25 protein-coding genes are annotated in these 19,801 nt (G+C 70.7%); 16 read left to right on the top strand and 9 right to left on the bottom strand.

The genetic code is table 11. The features are described 5' to 3' along the window. The first annotated feature begins 431 nt into the window (after positions 1-431). Positions 432-656 carry a hypothetical protein gene (locus SMD20_RS21800; RefSeq protein ID WP_329583998.1) on the top strand — a complete coding sequence of 75 codons (225 nt, stop codon included), beginning with the start codon at positions 432-434 and terminating at the stop codon, positions 654-656. Positions 657-797: 141 nt separating this feature from the next. Then, complete coding sequence (locus tag SMD20_RS21795; protein ID WP_329583996.1) at positions 798-1,175, top strand: STAS domain-containing protein; 378 nt, start codon at positions 798-800, stop codon at positions 1,173-1,175. Between the two features lie 6 nt (positions 1,176-1,181). On the opposite strand, the gene SMD20_RS21790 is transcribed toward SMD20_RS21795, so the two are convergent. The 3 genes from SMD20_RS21790 to SMD20_RS21780 all read right to left on the bottom strand — a co-directional run bounded on the left by SMD20_RS21790 (position 1,182) and on the right by SMD20_RS21780 (position 3,696). After that, positions 1,182-1,697: a hypothetical protein gene (locus SMD20_RS21790; RefSeq protein ID WP_329583994.1), complete on the bottom strand. Its 516-nt coding sequence runs from the start codon at positions 1,695-1,697 to the stop codon at positions 1,182-1,184. A gap of 131 nt (positions 1,698-1,828) precedes the next feature. Beyond that, positions 1,829-2,398: an isochorismatase family protein gene (locus tag SMD20_RS21785; RefSeq protein ID WP_329583993.1), complete on the bottom strand. Its 570-nt coding sequence runs from the start codon at positions 2,396-2,398 to the stop codon at positions 1,829-1,831. Positions 2,399-2,412: 14 nt separating this feature from the next. Next, complete coding sequence (locus SMD20_RS21780; protein WP_442942494.1) at positions 2,413-3,696, bottom strand: nicotinate phosphoribosyltransferase; 1,284 nt, start codon at positions 3,694-3,696, stop codon at positions 2,413-2,415. A 46-nt stretch (positions 3,697-3,742) separates the two neighbouring features. Here SMD20_RS21780 and clpS point away from each other — a divergent pair, with 46 nt between their 5' ends. The 5 genes from clpS to SMD20_RS21755 all read left to right on the top strand — a co-directional run bounded on the left by clpS (position 3,743) and on the right by SMD20_RS21755 (position 6,383). After that, a complete protein-coding gene (clpS, locus tag SMD20_RS21775) occupies positions 3,743-4,036 on the top strand; it encodes an ATP-dependent Clp protease adapter ClpS (RefSeq protein ID WP_026215058.1) in 294 nt (97 codons plus the stop codon). Positions 4,037-4,076: 40 nt separating this feature from the next. Next, on the top strand, positions 4,077-4,601 hold the full coding sequence (locus SMD20_RS21770; RefSeq protein ID WP_329583991.1) for a DUF2017 domain-containing protein: 525 nt from the start codon (positions 4,077-4,079) through the stop codon (positions 4,599-4,601). Between the two features lie 10 nt (positions 4,602-4,611). After that, entirely contained in the window at positions 4,612-5,013 is a 402-nt protein-coding gene (locus tag SMD20_RS21765) for a M67 family metallopeptidase (protein WP_329583990.1), read from the top strand. Positions 5,014-5,158: 145 nt separating this feature from the next. Next, a complete protein-coding gene (locus SMD20_RS21760) occupies positions 5,159-5,434 on the top strand; it encodes a MoaD/ThiS family protein (protein WP_020546633.1) in 276 nt (91 codons plus the stop codon). Position 5,435: 1 nt separating this feature from the next. Then, the gene (locus SMD20_RS21755) at positions 5,436-6,383 is read left to right on the top strand and encodes a PLP-dependent cysteine synthase family protein (RefSeq protein WP_329583988.1); all 948 of its coding nucleotides are present in this window, start codon (positions 5,436-5,438) and stop codon (positions 6,381-6,383) included. Between the two features lie 45 nt (positions 6,384-6,428). On the opposite strand, the gene SMD20_RS21750 is transcribed toward SMD20_RS21755, so the two are convergent. After that, on the bottom strand, positions 6,429-8,246 hold the full coding sequence (locus SMD20_RS21750) for a DUF3352 domain-containing protein (RefSeq protein WP_329583987.1): 1,818 nt from the start codon (positions 8,244-8,246) through the stop codon (positions 6,429-6,431). 87 nt (positions 8,247-8,333) lie between these two features. After that, positions 8,334-8,660: a hypothetical protein gene (locus SMD20_RS21745; protein WP_329583986.1), complete on the bottom strand. Its 327-nt coding sequence runs from the start codon at positions 8,658-8,660 to the stop codon at positions 8,334-8,336. A 111-nt stretch (positions 8,661-8,771) separates the two neighbouring features. Here SMD20_RS21745 and SMD20_RS21740 point away from each other — a divergent pair, with 111 nt between their 5' ends. From SMD20_RS21740 to SMD20_RS21730, 3 genes are all read left to right on the top strand, one after another. Continuing rightward, the gene (locus SMD20_RS21740) at positions 8,772-9,563 is read left to right on the top strand and encodes a thioesterase family protein (RefSeq protein WP_329583984.1); all 792 of its coding nucleotides are present in this window, start codon (positions 8,772-8,774) and stop codon (positions 9,561-9,563) included. Positions 9,564-9,676: 113 nt separating this feature from the next. Continuing rightward, positions 9,677-10,615, top strand: coding sequence for a glutamate racemase (murI, locus tag SMD20_RS21735; RefSeq protein ID WP_329583982.1), 939 nt, complete (start codon positions 9,677-9,679; stop codon positions 10,613-10,615). Next, complete coding sequence (locus tag SMD20_RS21730) at positions 10,612-11,364, top strand: MBL fold metallo-hydrolase (RefSeq protein ID WP_329583981.1); 753 nt, start codon at positions 10,612-10,614, stop codon at positions 11,362-11,364. Before murI ends, SMD20_RS21730 begins: the two co-directional genes overlap by 4 nt. Here SMD20_RS21730 and SMD20_RS21725 read toward each other — a convergent pair whose 3' ends face one another. Continuing rightward, the gene (locus SMD20_RS21725; protein ID WP_329583980.1) at positions 11,365-12,612 is read right to left on the bottom strand and encodes an MFS transporter; all 1,248 of its coding nucleotides are present in this window, start codon (positions 12,610-12,612) and stop codon (positions 11,365-11,367) included. It abuts the gene before it with no gap. 68 nt (positions 12,613-12,680) lie between these two features. On the opposite strand from SMD20_RS21725, the gene rph reads away from it, so the two are divergent. Further along, entirely contained in the window at positions 12,681-13,400 is a 720-nt protein-coding gene (gene rph, locus SMD20_RS21720) for a ribonuclease PH (RefSeq protein ID WP_329583979.1), read from the top strand. After that, a complete protein-coding gene (rdgB, locus tag SMD20_RS21715; protein ID WP_329583978.1) occupies positions 13,397-13,987 on the top strand; it encodes an RdgB/HAM1 family non-canonical purine NTP pyrophosphatase in 591 nt (196 codons plus the stop codon). Before rph ends, rdgB begins: the two co-directional genes overlap by 4 nt. A 64-nt stretch (positions 13,988-14,051) precedes the next feature. Here the strand turns inward: rdgB and SMD20_RS21710 are convergent, their stop codons facing one another. After that, positions 14,052-14,969, bottom strand: a complete 918-nt coding sequence (locus SMD20_RS21710) for an endonuclease/exonuclease/phosphatase family protein (RefSeq protein WP_329583977.1) — start codon at positions 14,967-14,969, stop codon at positions 14,052-14,054. A gap of 310 nt (positions 14,970-15,279) precedes the next feature. Here SMD20_RS21710 and SMD20_RS21705 point away from each other — a divergent pair, with 310 nt between their 5' ends. The 4 genes from SMD20_RS21705 to SMD20_RS21690 all read left to right on the top strand — a co-directional run bounded on the left by SMD20_RS21705 (position 15,280) and on the right by SMD20_RS21690 (position 18,668). After that, the gene (locus tag SMD20_RS21705; protein WP_329583975.1) at positions 15,280-15,636 is read left to right on the top strand and encodes a hypothetical protein; all 357 of its coding nucleotides are present in this window, start codon (positions 15,280-15,282) and stop codon (positions 15,634-15,636) included. 56 nt (positions 15,637-15,692) lie between these two features. Continuing rightward, the gene (locus SMD20_RS21700; RefSeq protein ID WP_329583973.1) at positions 15,693-15,815 is read left to right on the top strand and encodes a hypothetical protein; all 123 of its coding nucleotides are present in this window, start codon (positions 15,693-15,695) and stop codon (positions 15,813-15,815) included. Beyond that, positions 15,812-16,957: a methyltransferase domain-containing protein gene (locus SMD20_RS21695; protein ID WP_329583972.1), complete on the top strand. Its 1,146-nt coding sequence runs from the start codon at positions 15,812-15,814 to the stop codon at positions 16,955-16,957. The genes SMD20_RS21700 and SMD20_RS21695 overlap by 4 nt, the downstream gene beginning before the upstream one ends. 91 nt (positions 16,958-17,048) lie before the next feature. Next, positions 17,049-18,668: a molybdopterin-dependent oxidoreductase gene (locus SMD20_RS21690; RefSeq protein WP_329583971.1), complete on the top strand. Its 1,620-nt coding sequence runs from the start codon at positions 17,049-17,051 to the stop codon at positions 18,666-18,668. 9 nt (positions 18,669-18,677) lie between these two features. On the opposite strand, the gene SMD20_RS21685 is transcribed toward SMD20_RS21690, so the two are convergent. Together SMD20_RS21685 and SMD20_RS21680 are read right to left on the bottom strand one after the other, a co-directional pair. Beyond that, positions 18,678-19,181, bottom strand: a complete 504-nt coding sequence (locus SMD20_RS21685) for a hypothetical protein (protein WP_329583970.1) — start codon at positions 19,179-19,181, stop codon at positions 18,678-18,680. After that, positions 19,181-19,783 (bottom strand): DUF6286 domain-containing protein, encoded by a 603-nt coding sequence (locus SMD20_RS21680; RefSeq protein WP_329583968.1) that lies wholly within the window; start codon positions 19,781-19,783, stop codon positions 19,181-19,183. The genes SMD20_RS21685 and SMD20_RS21680 overlap by 1 nt, the downstream gene beginning before the upstream one ends. Positions 19,784-19,801: the final 18 nt, after the last annotated feature.

Below are 19,801 nucleotides of genomic sequence, written 5' to 3'. Positions count from 1 at the left end.
TCATGGCTGAGTGCGAACTTTCGCCCAGCGTCATTTCCGAATCTCTCGACGAACTTCGAGAGAGGTGGGGGACATCAGTAGATGACGCTCCATTTCACGTGAATGAGCGTTCGAATTGGCTGCGGCCGGAAATGATCTCACATAATGAAGCTCAAGGAGCTGGTGGTCCCGAGAGGAGACGACATGGGCATTGCCGGGGACCTCGCAATCAACGTCATTACGTCCCTGATGGCTTCTTTCGTGATCTGGCTGGTATTGAAAGCCGCACAGAGGATCCGCTCATACATTCGTCTGGGACGGCCGCCGCGTCGAGTTCTGCTAGTGATCTTGGTTGACGATCCTGCCGCTCGTGCTGCGAGCCCGTTGACCCCCTCCACCCCCGGCCGGAGTGGCACTCGACCCGGTTCTCGTCTCCATACAGGGATCACCTCATGATGTTCTCGACTTCCACCTTTGCCCTGACCGTCCTCCAGACCGCCGACACCAGGGGTGCCACCCTGCTGCTCCTGGCCGCCCTGATCACCGTCATAATGGCCGTGATCCGCTGGGCGGCCCGGCGGACCAAGGTCGTCGTGATGGTCAGTGGCACCGGCGTCCTGCTCGTCTTCCTCATCGTGCTGGTCCTCGCCTCCCTCATCCTCGGCGGGCTGACGTAAGGGGCGTCATTCGGCCGCCTCAAACCCGCCGCGCCTGAACCATACGCATTTGGCCACAGAGCCGTGGCTTTCCGTTAGAGACCCGGCAGAAGCGGCAAGAACTCTCTTGGCTCGCGTTGATGCGCAGAAGGACTCCAGCCCATGTCATATGAGGCCAACCGAAAATCGACGCTCTACGTCTCTTCCGGCCTCTCGCGCAACGCCGTGATCCTTCGGCTCGAAGGGGAGCTCGACGTCAACGCGGTGCCCCTGCTGCGGGAGCACCTGGAGCTCGTCTGGGAGCTGCCGCCGCCGCCGTTTCTCATCCTCGATCTCGCCGAGCTGCAGTTCTGTGACTCGATGGGCATGAACGAGCTCGTCGGCGTCATGCAGCGCTGCGAGGCCCGGGGCACCCGGCTGCTGCTCGGCGGGGTGCAGGGCGTGATGGCGCGGGTGTTGTCGATCACGGGGTTGCGGCACGCGTTCGAGGTGTTCGCGCAGTTCGACGACGCGCTGCGGCTCGCGGTCGCGGCTCCCTGACTTCGCTCAGCCGCGCGGCGGCGGGATGCGGTGGCCGTTGCGGCCGTCGACCGGGACTCGGGCGGCGTCCTTCGGCAGCGGCACCGTGACCGCCGCGGTGCGGCCCTTGACGTGCACCGGCAGGGTGTAGGCGAGCCGTCCCCCGCCGCCGGCCGGGGCCGGTTGCCCGGTGTGCAGCCAGACCAGCAGCCGCCGGCCCTGCGAGCGCATCGCGACTTCCGCCGTGTCGCACTCGTGGCGGCGGGCCGCCCAGGTGAGCACGAGGCTCGTGCCCAGCCGGGCCGAGCGTGGGGTGGGGGCACGCCCCGCGCAGGAGGCCGGCGGCGCGACGTCGTGGGCCACGACCGTGTGGCCGGGGGTCGCGTGCGGCGTGGCGAGCCGGCCCATGACGATCGTGCCGGCCTCCAGCAGCAGCAGGGTCACGATCGCGCCCGCTCGCTCCAGCGGACGGCCTCGGAACAGGAGCCAGAGGCTCAGCGGAGCGAGGAGCAGCCAGGCCGCCCCGAGTGAGAGGGCCAGCATGGAAAACCTTCGAGTTAGAGGATCATGTGTCACTCTCCGTACTACTGCGGCTCCGGAGAGGGTTCATCCTCTTGACTATCACATGACCGCTGCGTTGCGAAGCGCGTACGCAACGTGAACAGCGGTTGTGGTCAGCCCGTAACGGGAGCCCCGGTCAGCGTGGCGCCCGCCCGCTTCAGCTCCGCCATCGTGGTCTCGGTCGTCTCCGGCGACACCCCGGCCGTGAGGTCGAGCAGCACCCGCACCGTGAGCCCGTGCTTCACGGCGTCGAGGGCGGTGGCGCCCACGCAGTGGTCGGTGGCGATGCCGACGACGTCCACCTCGTTCACCCCGCGCTCACGCAGCCAGTCGATCAGCGTCACGCCGTCGCCGCTCTCGCCCTCGAAGCCGCTGTAGGCCGCGGTGTACGCGCCCTTGCTGAAGACCTCCTCCACCGCCGAGACGTCGAACGACGGGTGGAAGTCGGCGCCCGGCGTGCCCGCCACGCAGTGGGCGGGCCAGGAGGAGACGTAGTCGGGGGACTCGGCGAAGTGGTCGCCGGGGGAGACATGATAGTCGCGGGTGGCCACCACATGGTCGTAGCCGTGCTCGCTCACGTGGTGGGTGATCGCCGCGGCCACGGCCGAGCCGCCGGCCACGGGGAGACTGCCACCCTCGCAGAAGTCGTTCTGCACATCGACGATGATCAGCGCGGTGCCCATAAGAGCACGATACGTCACGCGAACTCGGTCGGGATCGCCGCGTACCCCCTGCCCAGGTGCAGGGCCTCCAGGGGGAGGGTGGCGACCGCGTGCCGGTGGCGCTCGCGGGCCTCGGCCAGGGACTCCCTGCCGACCACCTTGCCGTCGCGCACCAGGTCGTGCAGCAGGGGTATGCCGCCCTCGGGGACCACGCCGCCGGTCGTGATCAGCTCGGTCTCGACGTGCCCGGAGTCGTCGAGCAGCCGGTACGCCTCCTTGCGCCCGCCCCGCGACGGCTTGCCCACCGAGCGCTTGGCCACGGCCTCCAGCTCGCCGCTCGCCGTCTCGCGCGCCACCAGCTTGTACACCAGCGCCGCCGTCGGCACCCCGGAACCGGTCACCAGCGAGGTGCCGACGCCGTAACCGTCCACGGGGGCGGCGGCGAGGGCGGCGATGGCGTACTCGTCCAGGTCGGAGGTGACGAGGATGCGGGTGTCGAAGGCGCCGAGCGCGTCGAGCTGCTGGCGTACCTCCTGGGCCGCGGCGGCGAGGTCGCCGGAGTCGATGCGGACCGCGCCCAGCTCGGTCCCGGCCAGCTCGACGGCCGTGCGCACCCCCTCGGCCACGTCGTAGGTGTCCACCAGCAGGGTGGTGGCGGCCCCGAGCGAGGCGATCTGCGCCTCGAACGCCGCCCGCTCGGTGTCGTGCAGCAGCGTGAAGGCGTGGGCGGCGGTGCCCGCGGTGGGGATGCCGTACCGGTGGCCGGCCATGAGGTTGGAGGTCGAGGCGAACCCGGCGATGTAGGCCGCGCGGGCCGCCGCCACGGCCGCTTCCTCGTGGGTGCGCCGCGAGCCCATCTCGATGAGGGGCCGCTCGCCGGCCGCGTTCGCCATGCGGGAGGCCGCCGAGGCGATCGCGGAGTCGTGGTTGAGTATCGACAGGATCAGCGTCTCCAGCAGCACGGCCTCGGCGAAGGTCCCCTCGACGACGAGGATGGGGGAGGCGGGGAAGTAGAGGTCGCCCTCCTGGTAGCCGCAGATGTTCCCGGTGAACCTGTAGTCGGCCAGGAACGCCAGGGTGGCCTCGTCGACGACCCGGTGCTCGCGCAGGAAGGTGAGTTCCTCGTCACCGAAACGGAAGCGTTCGAGCTCGTCGAGGACACGCCCGGTTCCTGCGACGACTCCATACCTGCGGCCGCCGGGCAGATGTCTGGCGAACACCTCGAAGACCGCGCGCCGGTGCGCCGCGCCGCTGCGCAGGGCCGCCTGCAGCATCGTCAGCTCATAGTGATCTGTGAGCAACGCAGTGCTCATGGTCATTGTCACGACTCGAAGACTACGACTCAGATAGGGCAGACTTGCGGATGTGGGTACCACCGCTCCAATCGCCGTCGAGCGTCCGTCATCGGACGTCCGGCCCGATCTGCCCTGGGTAACCATCGTGTGGAACGACCCTGTCAACCTGATGTCCTACGTGACCTACGTCTTCCAGACGGTCTTCGGCTACACCAGGGAGAAGGCCGAAAAACTCATGCTGGACGTGCACCACAAGGGCAAGGCCGTGGTGTCCAGCGGCACGCGCGAAGAGATGGAGCGCGATGTGCAGATTCTCCACTCCTACGGCTTGTGGGCGACGCTCCAGCCGGATTCGGTCAAGTAGGGCGTATGACGCTCTCGACGCGCGTGAAGAAGAGGTTCGGGTGAGTTCGGGGTTCTCGCCGGGGGAGGGCGGGCGGGTGGTCGCGCGGTTCGAGGCCGCGGAGATCTCCCTGCTGCGCTCGCTGGTGTCGATGATGCTCGGCCTGGTTCCGCCGGGGGAGACCAGCGACGATCCGCTGGAGCGGGCGCTCGGCATCGGCGGGGGCGAGGCGCCGTCGGACCCGGTGCTGGCGCGGCTGTTCCCCTCGGCGTACGAGGACGAGAAGGACGCCTCCGAGTTCCGCCGCTACACCGAGGCGACGCTGCGCGAGGGCAAGCGGGCCGACGCCCAGACCGTCCACGACACCGCCGCCCCGGGCCGCTTCGAGCTGACCCCGGAGCAGGCGCAGGCGTGGCTGCGCGCGCTCAACGACGTCCGCCTCACGCTCGGCACCAAGCTGGAGGTGACCGAGGAGGTGCACGACGAGATCGCGATGATGTCCGAGGACGACCCCCGCTACCCGGCGTACGTGACCTACGACTGGCTGACCTACCTCCAGGACAGCCTGGTCCGGGCCCTCTGGTAACTTCCGGGCCATGCTGTCGATCGCGCAGGAACTCGCTGACAAGATCGTCGCCCATGCCCGGGCCGACCATCCCGACGAGGCGTGCGGGGTGATCGCCGGCCGCAACGGTGTGCCGGAGCGGTTCATCCCGATGGAGAACGCCGAGCGTTCGCCGACCTTCTACCGCTTCGACTCCAAGGAACAGTTCCGCGTCTGGCGCGAGATGGACGACCGCGACGAGACGCCCGTCGTGATCTACCACTCGCACACGGCCACCGAGGCCTACCCGTCGCGCACCGACATCTCCTACGCCTCCGAGCCCGACACCCACTACGTGCTGGTCTCGACGCGCGAGGAGGGCGAGACGGAGTTCCGCTCCTTCCGCATCCTCGATGGGGTGGTAACGGAGGAAGAGGTAGAGTTCCTCCCATGATGGTCCGGCCTGTGCAGAGCTTCCTCTTCGCGCACACTCCGGCCGTCGTCGTCTACGACTGTCGCTGAGCGTGGAACACCTGCCACACCCTGGGCGTTGACGCCCGTTGGACGACGACTGACCACTCATGAGGAGACTGACCGCGATGGCCATCGAGGTTCGCATTCCGACGATCCTTCGCAACTACACCGACGGCGCGAAGGCCGTGAACGCCGAGGGCGCGACCCTGGACGAGCTGATCACCAACCTGGAGACCAACCACCCGGGCATCAAGAACCGCCTGGTGGACGAGGCCGGCGGCCTGCGCCGCTTCGTCAACGTCTACCTCAACGACGAGGACGTGCGCTTCCTCGGCGGCCTCGGCACCCCGGTGTCCGACGGTGACACGGTGACCGTCCTCCCCGCCGTCGCCGGCGGATGACATGCGTTTCGATTCACTGATCGACTCGGTGGGCCGCACGCCGCTCGTCGGCCTGCCGAGGTTGTCGCCGTCCGATGACGTACGGATCTGGGCCAAGCTGGAGGACCGCAACCCGACCGGCTCCATCAAGGACCGGCCCGCGCTCTGGATGGTCGAGCAGGCCGAGAAGGACGGCCTGCTCACGCCCGGCTGCACGATCCTGGAGCCCACGAGCGGCAACACCGGCATCTCGCTCGCCATGTCGGCCAAGCTCAAGGGCTACAAGCTGATCTGCGTCATGCCGGAGAACACCTCGGAGGAGCGCCGCCAGCTCCTGCGCATGTGGGGCGCGGAGATCATCTCCTCGCCCGCCGCCGGCGGCTCCAACGAGGCGGTCCGCGTCGCCAAGCAGCTCGCCGCGGAGAACCCGTCGTGGGTCATGCTTTACCAGTACGGCAACCCGGCCAACTGGCGCTCCCACTACGAGACCACGGGCCCCGAGATCCTCGCCGACCTGCCCACCGTCACGCACTTCGTGGCCGGTCTCGGCACCACGGGCACGCTCATGGGCGTCGGCCGTTTCCTGCGCGAGCAGGTGCCGGACGTGCGGATCGTGGCCGCCGAGCCGCGTTACGGCGAGCTGGTCTACGGCCTGCGCAACGTGGACGAGGGCTTCATCCCCGAGCTCTACGACGAGTCGGTGCTGACCACGCGCTTCTCGGTCGGCTCGGCCGACGCGCTGCGGCGCACCCGCGAGCTGCTGGCCGCCGAGGGCATCTTCGCCGGCGTCTCGACCGGGGCCGCGCTGCACGCCGCGCTCGGCGTGGCGAAGAAGGCGGTCCAGGCCGGCGAGCGGGCCGACGTCGTCTTCGTGGTGGCCGACGGCGGCTGGAAATACCTGTCCACGGGTGCCTACGAGGGCACCCTGGACGAGGCGGAAGAACGCCTCGAAGGCCAGCTCTGGGCCTAGAGCGCACGAGAAAGGGCGGCCCGCCGGGCCGCCCTTGATCTCACGTCAGTTGAACAGCACCCGGAGCGAGAACGTCGCCTCCGAGTCCGTCATCTTGCCGCTCAGCCCCACGGCCCGCAGCACCTGAAGGTTGGCCTTGTCGTCGCCCTGCATGGACTCCAGGTAGAGGCTCTCCACCTTGTCGAGGTCCACGAAGAGCGCGTAGTTGGCCTCGTCGCCGTCCGCGACCGCCGTCTTGTACGTCTCCGAGTCGCCCAGCGTGCCCTCCTCGGACAGCGACTTGGCGTAGGCGTCGCTGGTCGCCACCGTGAAGACGCCGTCGCCGGTGACCTTGGCGATCTTCGGGGCGGGCTGGCCGCTCGCCGTCATCGCCTTCTCCACCTTCTCGAAGACGGTCTGCGCCTTGGCCGGGTCGGTGGCGATCCGCACACCCGCCTTGAGCTGGTCGCCGCTCAGGCCCTCGGAGTCGACCGCGACCGTGAGGTTCTTGCCGAGCAGCGTGGCGAGGTCGCCGGGCAGGCTGAGGCCGTACTGGGTCTTGGCCTGCTGGAGGAGCTGCGTGATCTCGGCCGAGCCGGTCGCCGTGGCCTGCTTCTCGATCTCCGCCCACTGCTTGGTGACCACCTGGTCGAGGCCGGAGATCGACAGGGCGCCCGCGGTGGAGGCGGGCAGCGTGCCGAGGTTCGCCTGCGGCAGGTCGCCCTCCGGCGTCAGGCCCTTGGCCCCGCGTACGGTGCCGGCGAGCTCGACGTAGGAGCTGTCGAAGCGGAGCGCGCCGGCGAAGCGGGCGTCCTTGACCTGCTCGACCGCCGCGCGCTGGTCGGCGGGGATCTGCTTGCCCGCCAGGTCGACGAGGCCGCCCATGTCGGTCCAGAACGACAGCACGCCCTGCTCGCCGACGGCGTCCATGTCGTCGCTGAACTCGGCGTTGTCGGCCAGGCTGTCGTCGGCGCCGGCGTACTTCTCGGCCAGCGCCTGGGTCGGGGTGAGCAGGGCGTAGTCGTCGCGGAAGGCGATGCCGAACTTCTCGCCGTCCATCAGCTTGGTCAGGCCGGTCTTGGCCTGCTCCTGGTCCTTGACCTGGACGGCCACCGCGAAGTCGGGCTCCTCCTTGCCGGAGGGGACGGCGGCGAAGCCGATCCTGCTGCCCAGCCACGGATCGACGTCCTTGGCGAAGTCGAGCTTGCTGTCGTAGTCCTCGTTGAGGGTGTCGAACAGCGCCTTGCGCGGGTCGTCGCCGGAGAAGGCGTCCTTGGTGACCGTGAACTTCCTGGCGAGCTGGAACAGCGCCAGCTTCTGGTTGGCGGCGGGGTCCAGGTCGAGGCGGGCGTAGGCGATCGCGTTGGCGGGCAGGACGTCGGCCGGCTGCGTGCCGCCGCCGCCGAGCGCGCCGACGGCCCAGACCGCGCCGCCGCCGAGCACGACCACGGCGAGCGCCGCGGCGCCGGCGACGAGCCAGCCCTTGCGGCCCTTCTTCGGGGGCTGCGCGGGCGGCTGCTGCTGCCAGCCCTGCTGCTGGCCGTAGAGGTCCTGCTGGGCGTAGGCGCCCTGCTGTGCGTACTGGGGCTGGGTGTACTGGCCCGGCTGCCCGTATTGGGGCTGCTGCCCGTACTGGGGCTGGCCGTACTGCTGCTGCCCGTACTGCTGCTGGCCGGACTGGCCCTGGTGCCCGTACTGCTGCCCGTACTGCTGGCCGTACTGGCCCTGCTGGATCTGCTCCTGCTGCCAGCCGCCCTGAGGAAGCTGCTGCTGGTGCGCCGGCTGGCCCTGCTGTGGCGGATAGGGCTGTCCCTGGTTCCAGTTGTATGCCTGGGTGCGGTCAGGATCCTGCCCAGCACCGTAAGGGGGGTTATTCGCAGACATCACTTCACTCACAATGTGGACTTCTGGCCACATCGGAACATAGTGCCTGCTGCTTATCAGGCGCTTGCAGAACGCTGGATCCGTCCCTTACACGCGGTCAAGCTCGCCCTTCAAGGCGCTGATGTGCACCTCGCCCCCGCCGTAGTCGGCCACGTCCGCCCAGGGGACGAACGCGCATCCGGCGTACAGCACCCGCGCGAGCGCCTTCGACACCCAGGGCGAACGCCCCTCGCGCTCGCGGGTGAGCCCGAGCAGGAGCGGGGCGCGGTGCTGGGAGACCACGAGCCCGTAGACCGTGTGACTCTGCTGGAGCTCGCCCTTGTGCCGGACCACCCGGATGTCGACCACGTGCCCGACCCACACCCCGTTGGCGTCCCAGACGGCCTGGCCGATGAGCTGGGTAACAGTTGCCATGATCAAACTGTCTCAGTCCGATCACGTTTCCCCAGGTAGGCGCGCGGATGAGGGGATGCCGTAGAGTATGTGACGACTAGAATATAGTTCCAGACTTCACGGGTGAGGCGGATGACGAAGTTCGACGAGGCAACGCAGGCGATCAAGATCGACGACACCACGTATGACGTGTGCCTCGACCCCGGCTACTCGATCGGCGGCCCGCTCAACGGCGGCTACCTCATGGCCGTGATCCTGCGCGCGGTGGTCGACGCCTCGCCGTTCGAGCACCCCGTGAGCACCACCGCGCAGTTCCTCAAGGCGCCCGTCCCCGGGCCCGCGCAGGTGCGGGTGGAGCCGCTGAAGGCGGGCCGGACGGCCGCGTTCGCCCGCGCCACGCTCGTCCAGGACGGCACGGCCAAGATCGAGGGACTGATCACCACCGCCACGCTCAGCGGGGCGGCCCCCGACTACCACGACGACGAGGTCCACCCCATGCCGCCCGTCGAGGACTGCCTCAGGCTCCCCGACCCCAAGCCCGAGTCCGGCATGACGCTGAACGCCCAGATGGAGCTGCGCTTCGACCCGCCCACGATCGGCTGGCTCAAGGGCGAGCCGACCGGCCGCCCCGAGTCACGCGCCTACTTCCGCATGGCCGAACCGCAGGACCCGGACCCGTACGTGCTGGCGCTGGCCGTGGACGCCCTGCCCCCCGTGGTCTTCTCGGCCGGGGCGCGCGGCTGGGCCCCGACCGTGGACCTCACCTGGCACCTGCGCGCCCTGCCCGCCCCCGGCTGGCTCACGCTCATCGGCGGCGGCCGGATGATCTCCGACGGCTGGTTCGACGAGGAGGTCGAGGTGCGCGACTCCACCGGCCGCCTGGTCGCGCAGTCCCGCCAGCTCGCCCGGGTGGGAAGGGGCTGACCGGCAGCGAAGCGTACGGATGTGACCAAGGCGACATCGCATCCTGCTCAGGAGTCGCACATGTGAGCATTCTTACGCAGTGTTGATCGCCCTGGTCGCCTACCCTCTGAAGCGTGCCGGACACGAGCATCGGGATATTCGACAGCGGGGTCGGCGGCCTGACGGTCGCCCGCGCGATCATCGACCAGCTTCCCCACGAGTCCATCACCTACGTGGCCGACACGGCCCGGCAGCCGTACGGGCCGAAGAGCATCCCCGAGGTCCGCGCCTGCGCCCTGGAGGTGATGGACCACCTCGTCGAGCTCGACGTCAAGCTGCTCGTGATCGCGTGCAACAGCGCCAGCGCCGCCGTGCTCCGCGACGCCCGCGAGCGCTACGACGTGCCCGTCGTCGAGGTGATCCACCCCGCCACCAGGCGCGCCGTGCGCGCGACCCGCAACGGCAGGGTCGGCGTGATCGCCACCAGGGCCACCATCGAGTCCATGGCCTATCACGACGCCTTCACCGCGGCTCCCGACGTGCAGCTCACCGGCGTGGCCGCCCCACGCCTGGTGGAGTACGTCGAACGAGGCGAGACGATGAGCGGCGAGCTCATCGAGGTCGTACGCGACTACCTGGAGCCCGTCAGGGCCGCCGGGTGCGACACTCTCATCCTCGGCTGCACCCACTATCCGCTGCTCGCGGGCGCGATCTCGTACGTCGCCGGCGAGGAGGTCACGCTGGTCTCCAGCGCCGACGAGACGGCCAAGGACGTCTACCGGATCCTGCACGACCGCGGCCTGGCGTCGGGAGGCGGGGCCACCCCCCGGCACCGCTTCCTCGCCACCGGCGACCCCCGGCTCTTCGCCCGCCTCGGGCGGCGGTTCCTGGGTCCCGAGATCGACGCGGTCGAAGTCGCACCCGTGGGGGGTACCACCGTGAACGGCCGCCCGGCTCGTCCGGCGCCCGCGCCGCTGGCCGCCCTCGGCGGCGGCTGGGGGGTCCTGGACGCCCGGGCCGCGCGGCCGAGCCGCGACGCCGCCGAGCGTCGCAACGAAAAGGAGCCCACATGAAGGTGACCGTCGTCGGCTGCTCCGGAAGCTACCCGGGCCCCGACAGCCCCGCGTCCTGCTACCTGCTCGAAGCCGACGGCTTCCGGCTGCTGCTCGACCTCGGCAGCGGGGCGCTCGGCGCGCTCCAGCGCCACATCGGGCTGTATGACGTGGACGCGATCTGCCTCTCCCACCTGCACGCCGACCACTGCCTGGACCTCTGCGGCTATCACGTCGCCCGCACCTACGGGCCGCGGGCCCCGTACCCGGTGCTGCCGGTGCACGCGCCCGCCGACGCGCCCGCCCGGCTGGCGGCCGCGTACGGCATGCCGGACGAGCCCGGCCTGGAGACCGCGTTCGACTTCGTGCCGCTGGAGCCACGCAGCTTCGAGCTCGGCCCGTTCACGGTCACCGCGGGGCTGGTCAACCACCCGGTCGAGGCGTACGGCTTCCGCGTGGCCGCGAACGGTCGCGTCGTCGCGTACTCGGGCGACACCGGCGAGTGCGAGGAGCTGGTCACGCTGGCCAAGAACGCCGACCTGCTGCTGTGCGAGGCGTCGTTCGTCGAGCGGCCCGACCTGCCGGCCGGCCTGCACATGACCGGCCGCCAGGCCGCCGAGCACGCCGCCGCGGCCGGCGTCGGCCGGCTCGTCCTGACCCACCTCGTGCCGTGGAACGACCAGGCCGAGGTGCTCGCCGAGGCCGGTCGCGGCGGCTACGGCGGCCCGATCGAGCTGGCCCGCAGCGGCGCGGTCTACGACCTCGCCTGACTACGACCTGGCCTGAACCTCGCCCGCCTCGTCGAACTCCCGCATCCGCGGCAGCGGCGAGAACAGCAGCGGCACGAACGCGAGCGCCCGGCCCGTCAGCAGGATCCAGAGCGCCTGACGGACCCCGAGCTGCGCGGCGATGAGCCCGCCGAGCAGCGCGCCCACCGGCATCGTGCCCCACACGAGGAAGCGCACCGAGCCGTTGACCCGGCCGAGCAGGTGCTCGGGGGTCACGGTCTGGCGGTAGGTGAGCTGGCCGATGTTGCTCATCGCCGCCGCGTACGAGATCGCGAACGAGGTCACCGCGAAGAACGACGCCCGCCAGTCCGCCTGCGTCATCGGCAGCAGCAGGCAGAACGGCGGGACGATCACGGCGGCCAGCCAGGTCATCCGCGCCGCCCCCAGCCGCCGCGACAGCCACCCCGCGCTCAGCCCGCCCACCATGCCGCCGACGCCGCCGGCGGTGAGCAGCGCGCCGAGCAGGGCCGGCTCCAGCCTGACCACGTCGGCGAGGAACAGCACCGACAGGCCGAGCACGCCGCTCACCGACAGGTTGGAGATGGCGGACGACGCCGTGAACATCCGCATCAGCCGGTCCTGCCACAGATAGGCCAGCCCCTCGCGGATGCCCCGCAGCAGCGGCTCGCGCCCGTCCGCCCGGCGCGGCTCGTCCGGCGTCCTGATGGTGGTCAGGAAGAGCATCGAGGCGAGCGAGCCGAGCGCGGTGGCCGCGATCGTGCGCGAGGCGCCGACCAGCTCCACCAGCGCGCCACCGATCGCGGGCCCGGACAGGAACGACGCCGCGCGTACGGTCTCCAGCTTCGCGTTGCCGTCGGCGAGCTGCGGCCCTCGTACGAGTCTCGGCAGGTACGTCTGGTCAGCCACGTCGTTGAACACCTGAGCGGTGCCCGCGAGCAGCGCGACCACGCATAACATCGGCATCGTCAGCGCACCCAGCTCCGCCGCCACCGGAACGCTCCCGACCAGCACGAACCTGGCGAGGTCGGACGCCATCATCACGCGCCGCCTGCGCATCCGGTCGACCCACACCCCCGCGGGCAGGCCGATCACCAGATATGCGGTGGTCTGCAACGCCGTGAGCAGCCCGACCTCGGCCGGCCCGGCGTGCAACACGAGTACGGCCACCAGCGGAAGCGCGACCCGGGAGATGTTCGCCCCGAGTTCGCTGGCCAGATGTGAGCTGAGGAACCGGAGGAAGTCAGGGTTGCGCAACACCCCCGTTGTCATTGCGTAAGGATCCATGTGGCCGACACATTTGGTCAAGAGCGTCGTGGGGCGGAGATAGGGTGATCTGCATGTCCCGACAGGATGGCCGCACCCCTGACCAGCTCCGTCCCATCACGATCACCCGCAACTGGCTGGCGCACGCCGAAGGTTCGGTGCTGGTCGAGTTCGGTGGCACGCGGGTGCTCTGCGCGGCCTCCGTCCAGGACAGCGTGCCGCGCTGGCGGCGGGGCAGCGGGCAGGGCTGGGTCACGGCCGAGTACGCGATGCTGCCGCGGGCGACCAACACCCGCAACGACCGCGAATCGGTCCGCGGCAAGATCGGCGGGCGTACGCACGAGATCTCCCGCCTGATCGGCCGCTCGCTGCGCGCCTGCGTCGACTACAAGGCGCTGGGGGAGAACTCCGTGCTGCTCGACTGCGACGTGCTGCAGGCCGACGGCGGCACCCGTACGGCCGCCATCACCGGCGCGTACGTCGCGCTGGCCGACGCCGTCGCCTGGATGCGCGAGCGCCGCATGTGCCCCGGCGACCCGCTGATCGGCTCGGTCTCCGCCGTCTCCGTCGGGGTGGTCGGCTCGGTGCCGATGCTCGATCTCTGCTACACCGAGGACGTCGCCGCCGAGACCGACATGAACGTCGTCATGACCGGCGAGGGCAGCTTCGTCGAGGTGCAGGGCACCGCCGAGGGTGCGCCCTTCGACCGTGCCCTGCTCGACCGGCTGCTCGACCTCGCCGTGGCCGGGTGCGAGGAGCTGACGCTCATCCAGCAGGAGGCCCTGGAGTCATGAGGATCGTCCTCGCCACCCGCAACCCCGGCAAGATCGCCGAGCTGCGCCGCATCCTGTCCGGGTTCGACATCGTCGGGCTGGAGGAGTTCCCCGAGATCGGCGACGTCGCCGAGACGGGCGTCACCTTCGAGGACAACGCCCTGCTCAAGGCGCACGCCGTCGCCCAGGGCTCGGGCCTGCCCGCCGTCGCCGACGACTCCGGGCTGTGTGTCGACGTGCTCAACGGCATGCCGGGCGTCTTCTCGGCCCGCTGGTCGGGGCGGCACGGCGACGACCAGGCCAACCTCGACCTGCTGCTCGCCCAGGTCTCCGACGTTCCCGCCGAGAAGCTGAGCGCCCACTTCGCCTGCGTCGCCGCTCTGGCGCTGCCGTCCGGTGAGCAGCGCGTTGTCGAGGGCACGCTGCCGGGGCATCTGGTGAGGGCGCCGCGCGGGGAGCACGGCTTCGGCTACGACCCGATCTTCGTCCCCGAGGGGGAGCGGCGCACGACCGCCGAGCTGGCCCCCGAGGAGAAGGACGCCATCAGCCATCGGGGGCGGGCCTTCCGCGCGCTCGCGCCACTGGTGCGCGAACTGCTCGCCACCTGATCGCCTCTGCGCGGATCGGTCATCTCGACAGGGTCGACAGATTCCGTTGAGGGCCTGAAGTCGGTCAGAGGCGGATGCGGGCGGCGATCGGCAGGTGGTCGCTGCCCGTTCTCGGCAGCGAGTGGATTTCGGTCACCACCATCGCGCGGGTCAGGATCTGGTCGATGCGCGCCAGCGGGACGCGAGCCGGCCAGCTGAAGGCGAAGTCGCGTGGCGGGGCCGCCATCAGCGAGAGGACCGGGCGCAACGCGCGATCGTCGACGGTGCTGTTGAGGTCGCCCAGCAGAAGGACGCGGCCGAGCGGCTCGGCGGCCAGCACCGCGCCGAGCCGGCGGGCGCTCTCGTCCCGGCGTACGGCGTCGAATCCTCCCAGGCCGATGCGTACGGAGGGCAAGTGGGCGACGTAGACCGCGATGTCGCCGTGCGGGGTGCGGGCAACGGCGCGCAGCCCGCGGTTCCAGTCCGGCCCGACGTCGTGCGGGCGGATGTCCACCGGCGCGGTTTCCGCGAGGGGGTGGCGGGACCAGAGGCCGACGGTGCCGTGCACTGTCCGATAGGGGTAGTCGCCGCGCAGCGCGTCCTCCCAGGCCGGCAGGGCTGCCGGCAGGAGTTCCTCCAGGCCGATCACATCCGGCCGGGCCGCGATCAGCGTGCGCGCCGTGCCGGCCGGGTCGGGGTTCTCGTCACTGACGTTGTGCTGCACGGCAACCAGGTGATGTGGCGGCTCCCCTCGGGGCAGCAGATGTCCGCCGAACTGGGCGAGCCAGGCGGCGAGCGGCAGCAGCGCGGCCAGCGCGCCCGCCGTGAAACGCCGCCACCAGGCCAGGCCGAGCAGCACGGGAACGGCCAGCGCCAGCCACGGCAGGAACGTCTCGACCAGGCTGCCGAGGCGGCCGATCCCGTTCGGAACCGACTGAGGGAAGGCCAGGACGGCGGCGACCAGCACTGCGACGGCGATCAGGACCAAACGGAAGATCGGCACACTGCGATCTTCGCAGGCTTCCTCCACTTCCGGCATCGTCCACGTCGCTTGGACGACAGCGCGACAATGGTTTCGCCCATCGCCTACTTCGAGGGCAGCACAATTCAGGTGGCGATGCGGATCCTCGGCACCGAGAACGTCGTGCGATTCACCCGCTAGGAAGGCCATGGGATTCGGAGAAGCAATGTGGGTTCGACGATCCGAATCCCGGGCAGTCCTGCTCAGCTCACTCGGCCGGCTGGCGCCCTACGGTCTGCGGCTCACGCATCCGCACACAGGTGCCGTACGCTACCTGGCCGAGTGTGGCCCGGTGGAGACCACGTTCGACGCGCTCCTGACCGAGGCGAACCTGCCTCGGCCACTGACGGTGCAGTTGTGGATCGATGCCGACACCGACGTCTTGACGTCGATCTCGGCTCGCGGTGACGTGGCCTTGATCGAGTTCGATCTGGACGGCCTGACGACGGATGAGGCCCACCGCGCCGTGGCCGCCGTCCTCTGGCTGGCGGTCACCGACACCGCCTCCCTGGGGTTGGTCGTGGACAGCCGGCTCCCGGACACCGGCGCAAGGTGGGTGGACTTCTTTCTCGACGGCTCTGCTGCGAAGCCGTACGTACCCGAGCTGCTGTGGCAACCCCGGGCGTACCGCGCAGCTTCTTGTGAATAACTGACGGTAGTCGTATCGTAGCGGAGAGCGTACGTCTAGTTGTAGGAGGACATCACATGGGCAAGCACAAGGGCGACGAGCCCAAGCTGAAGCCGTTCCAGCCGCCCGCGCCCGGCAAAAAAGAAGGCGACAGTGACGGTGGCAAGGGAGGCTCGCACGGCGGCGGTCCGAAGAAGTGACACCTGACCTCGACCTGGCTACCGGCGGCATGATCGCCGCGATCAGCGAGACCCGCGCCCCGATCGCCGACGCGATCATCGACGCGCTGTACGCCGTGCCGAGGCACCGGTTCGTCCCCCATGTAGGGGTCGCTCTGACCGAGGCCGGCCCCCGGCTCATCGACCGCGACAACGACCCTGAATCGTGGTGGGCGACCGTGTACGGGCCGTCCGCCATCGTGACGCAGCTCGACATGGGCGCGACGGACATCCGCGCAGTGGAGGGCCGCTACACCTCCTCCAACTCCTCGCCGGGCACGGTGGTCGACCTGCTCACGCAACTTGACCCTGAGCCCGGACACCGTGTACTCGAAGTCGGCACCGGCACCGGATGGACGGCCGCGCTGCTGGCCCACCTCGTCGGCGACGCGTCCCGGGTCACGTCCATCGAAGTGGACCCGGCCGTCGCCGAGCAGGCGGCGAAGAACCTCGTGGCGGCCGGCGTGCACCCGCACCTGATCGTCGGCGACGGCGCGGCCGGATGGCCGGAGGGCGCACCGTACGACCGCGTGCACGTGACCTGCGCGGTCCACACCGTTCCCTACGCCTGGGTCGAGCAGTGCCGCCCCGGCGCGGTCATCGTCACCCCGTACTCGCCCGGATTCGACTCCGACCACTGCCTGCGGCTGGTCACCACACCGGACGGCAGCGCCATCGGGAGATTCCCCTGCGACACCCGGTACATGATGATGCGTTCCCAATGCGCCACCACCCCGGGCGACCCGGACGACGGCAGCGGCCGACGGTTCACCACCGAGCTGGATCCCCGCACGATCACCTACGCGCCGGCGGGCGCTGATCTGGTGATATCGGCCCTGACCGGGTTGTGCATGCGCCTGGACGACGACGACCGGATGTTCCTCCTCGACCCCGGCGACCCCGGACAGTGGGGTGTCGCCATCTACGAACCTGACGGCGAGTCATGGGTGTACGAGCTCGGCGACCGCCACCTCTGGGAGGAGGTGACCCGCGCGTACTTCCAGTGGGTGAGCCTGGGGGAGCCGGGGCTGGAGCGGTTCGGCATGTCCGTCGATCGTGAGGGACAGCGGCTCTGGCTCGACACCCCCCAGACGCCCGTCGGCCCTCGCCGAAAGCTGGCCTGACATTCCGCACGACGTAAGGAGCGAGGGGCTGGGGGATCTCGTAACCATCGCGTAAGAACCGGGTGGTGGCCCAGGGCGTAGCGTCGGCAGTGTGCAGAGGAACATCTCGGTGCCCGACTGGGCGGGTGCGCTGGCCGGGCTGACGGCCGGCGGCGTGGCCCTCGGGTTGGCGCAACTCGTGGCGGGGCTCTTCGGGCCGCAGACCTCGCCCGTCATCGCGGTGGGCGACGGCGTTGTGGACCTGACGCCCGCGCCCGTCAAGGACTTCGCGATCACGACCTTCGGCGAGAACGACAAGACGGTGCTCGTCTGGGGCGTGCTGGTGCTGCTCGCCGTCGTGGCGGCGGTCATCGGCGTGCTCGCGCGGCGGCGGGTCGCGTACGGGATGGCGGGGTTGGCGGCGTTCGCGGTGGTGGGGCTGGTCGCTGTCGTCACCCGTCCGGGAGCCTCGGTCGTGGACGTTCTGCCGACGCTCGCGGGGGCCGCCGGCGGGATGTGGACGCTCGCCTGGCTGCTTCGCCGTGCCACCGTCCCGGCCGTCTCGGAGGCCCCTTCCGGCCAGGATCGCGACGAGGCGGCCGTGATGCGGGCGAGCGGCGGGGCCGAGCGGCCTGCCGTCATGCGGGAGAGCGGTGCACCGCAGACCTTCGACCGGCGGCGGTTGCTGACCGGGGTCGCCGGGGGGCTGGTGGTGGCCGGGGCGGGGGCGGTGGTCGGCAGCCGGCTGGCCGGGTCCCGAGCGGTGGACCTCGCCCGGGTGAACGTGGCGCTGCCCGCGCCCGCCACCCCGGCCAAGCCGATCCCCGCCGGCGCGGACCTGCGCATCGGCGGGCTGTCGTCCTTCATCACCCCCAACCGGGATTTCTACCGGGTCGACACCGCCCTCGTCCTCCCCCAGGTCGATCCCGGTACGTGGACGCTGCGGATCCATGGCATGGTGGACCGGCCCGTCGAGATCACGTACGCCGATCTGCTCCGGATGCCGCTCACCGAGGCCGACGTCACGCTCACCTGCGTCTCCAACGAGGTGGGCGGGCGGCTCGCCGGCAACGCTCGCTGGCTCGGGGTCCGGATGCCGGAGATTCTGCGCCGCGCCGGTCTGCACGCCGATGCCGACATGTTGCTGTCCACGTCCGCGGACGGATTCACCTGCGGCACCCCGGTGGATGTCGTGATGGACGGGCGCGAGGCGCTCTTCGCGGTCGCCATGAACGGTGAGCCGCTGCCGGTCGAGCACGGGTTTCCGGTGCGCCAGGTGGTGCCCGGCCTGTACGGGTACGTGTCGGCCACGAAGTGGGTGGTGGACGTCAAGGTGACCAGGTTCGACCGGGACGAGGCGTACTGGACGCCGCGCGGCTGGGCGGCCAAGGCCCCGATCAAGACGCAGTCCCGCATCGACGTGCCGGGCTCGGGCGCCTCGCTCAAGCCGGGCCGTACGACGATCGCCGGCGTGGCGTGGGCCCAGCACAAGGGCGTGGCGGCCGTCGAGGTACGGGTTGACGGCGGCGCGTGGCGGGAGGCCAAGCTGGCCGACGTGCCGGGCCCGGACACCTGGCGGCAGTGGTCGCTGGACTGGGACGCCACGCCCGGCTCCCACACCCTCCAGGTACGCGCCACCGACGCCACCGGCTACACCCAGACGGAGCAGGAGGCCCCGCCGGCCCCGGACGGCGCGACCGGCTGGCATACGATCACGGTCAGTGTGGCCTGAGCCCCGGGACTACCGGCGTACGTGCAGGCGGGCCATCGCCGGGGTCTCGTCGTCGCTGAGCTCGCGGCGGATCCGGCCGATGACGTCCTGGTCGAGCTTGCCCGCCACGGCGCCGACGTCCGCGGCCGCCGGGCAGGTGAGCGCGAGGCGCAGGCCGTCGGGGCCCAGCCGCACCTTGGCCTTGCTCAGCCCGTCCACGTTCTTGAGCCCGACGTACAGCATGGCGGTGCCGGTGCCGTTGTGGGCGCCGCGGCGGCCCCAGCCGAGGCAGAGCAGCAGCCAGCGCAGCGCGGCCAGCGCCAGCAGGAGCAGGACGAGGGCGAGCGCCCACAGGGGCCAGGCGGCGTCGGTCAGGGCGCGGGCGGCGGGCGCGGGCAGGACCTTGGCGTTCGGCGGCAGACCGAGGAAGCGGCCGTGGCCGCGGAGCCAGGCGTAGGTGCCGGCTGCGGCCAGTGTGCCGCCCACGACGGCCAGGCCGATGCGGTTGCCCCTGTACTGGCGCAGCTCAGCCATCAGCCGCCTTTCCCGAGCAGCCGGACGACGACCTCGCCGGCGGCGAGCGTGCCCACCCCGGCCAGGCGGTCGCCGACGGCGGTGCCGACCTGGCGGAGCATCGAGCCTGAGCTCTCGCCGTCCGTCACGACGGTGACCTCGATGGTGCGGCGGCGCAGCCGTACGTTGGCCCGGTGCACGCCGGGCACCTGCTGGGCGGCGGCCCGCAGGGTACGGCGCAGGCCCCTGCGGGTGATGCCGATGACGATGAGCGGGTCGGTGGTCTCCACCGGCACGAGCCGGGAGCGGCCGGGGACGGCGGCGAGCAGCAGCATCAGCGTGCCCGTGCCGGCGAGGGCCAGGGCCGTCGTGGACGTCTCCGGCCACGGGGTACGGCCCGCCAAGTCGGCCAGTTCGTTCAGCGGCACCCAGCCGAGCGGGTGCCCGAGCAGCGCCGCGACCACTTCGGCGGCGCTCGCCCCGAGCCCGCCGGCCAGCGTGAGCGACACGACGGCGCCGGGCAGGGTACGCGCCGGCCTGAGTGCCCGCCGCGCCCGGCGCAGCGTGCTCTGCCGCGGAGCGGCGGGCGCACCGGGGGAGCGTTGCCGCTGGAGGGTGGTCATCACGAGCATCAGACGTAC

Source organism: Nonomuraea sp. LP-02, from assembly GCF_036289125.1.
GTDB classification, from domain to species: domain Bacteria; phylum Actinomycetota; class Actinomycetes; order Streptosporangiales; family Streptosporangiaceae; genus Nonomuraea; species Nonomuraea bangladeshensis.
The sequence above is the reverse complement of the archived record's forward strand: the minus strand, read 5'-3'. Positions and strand labels throughout refer to the sequence as shown.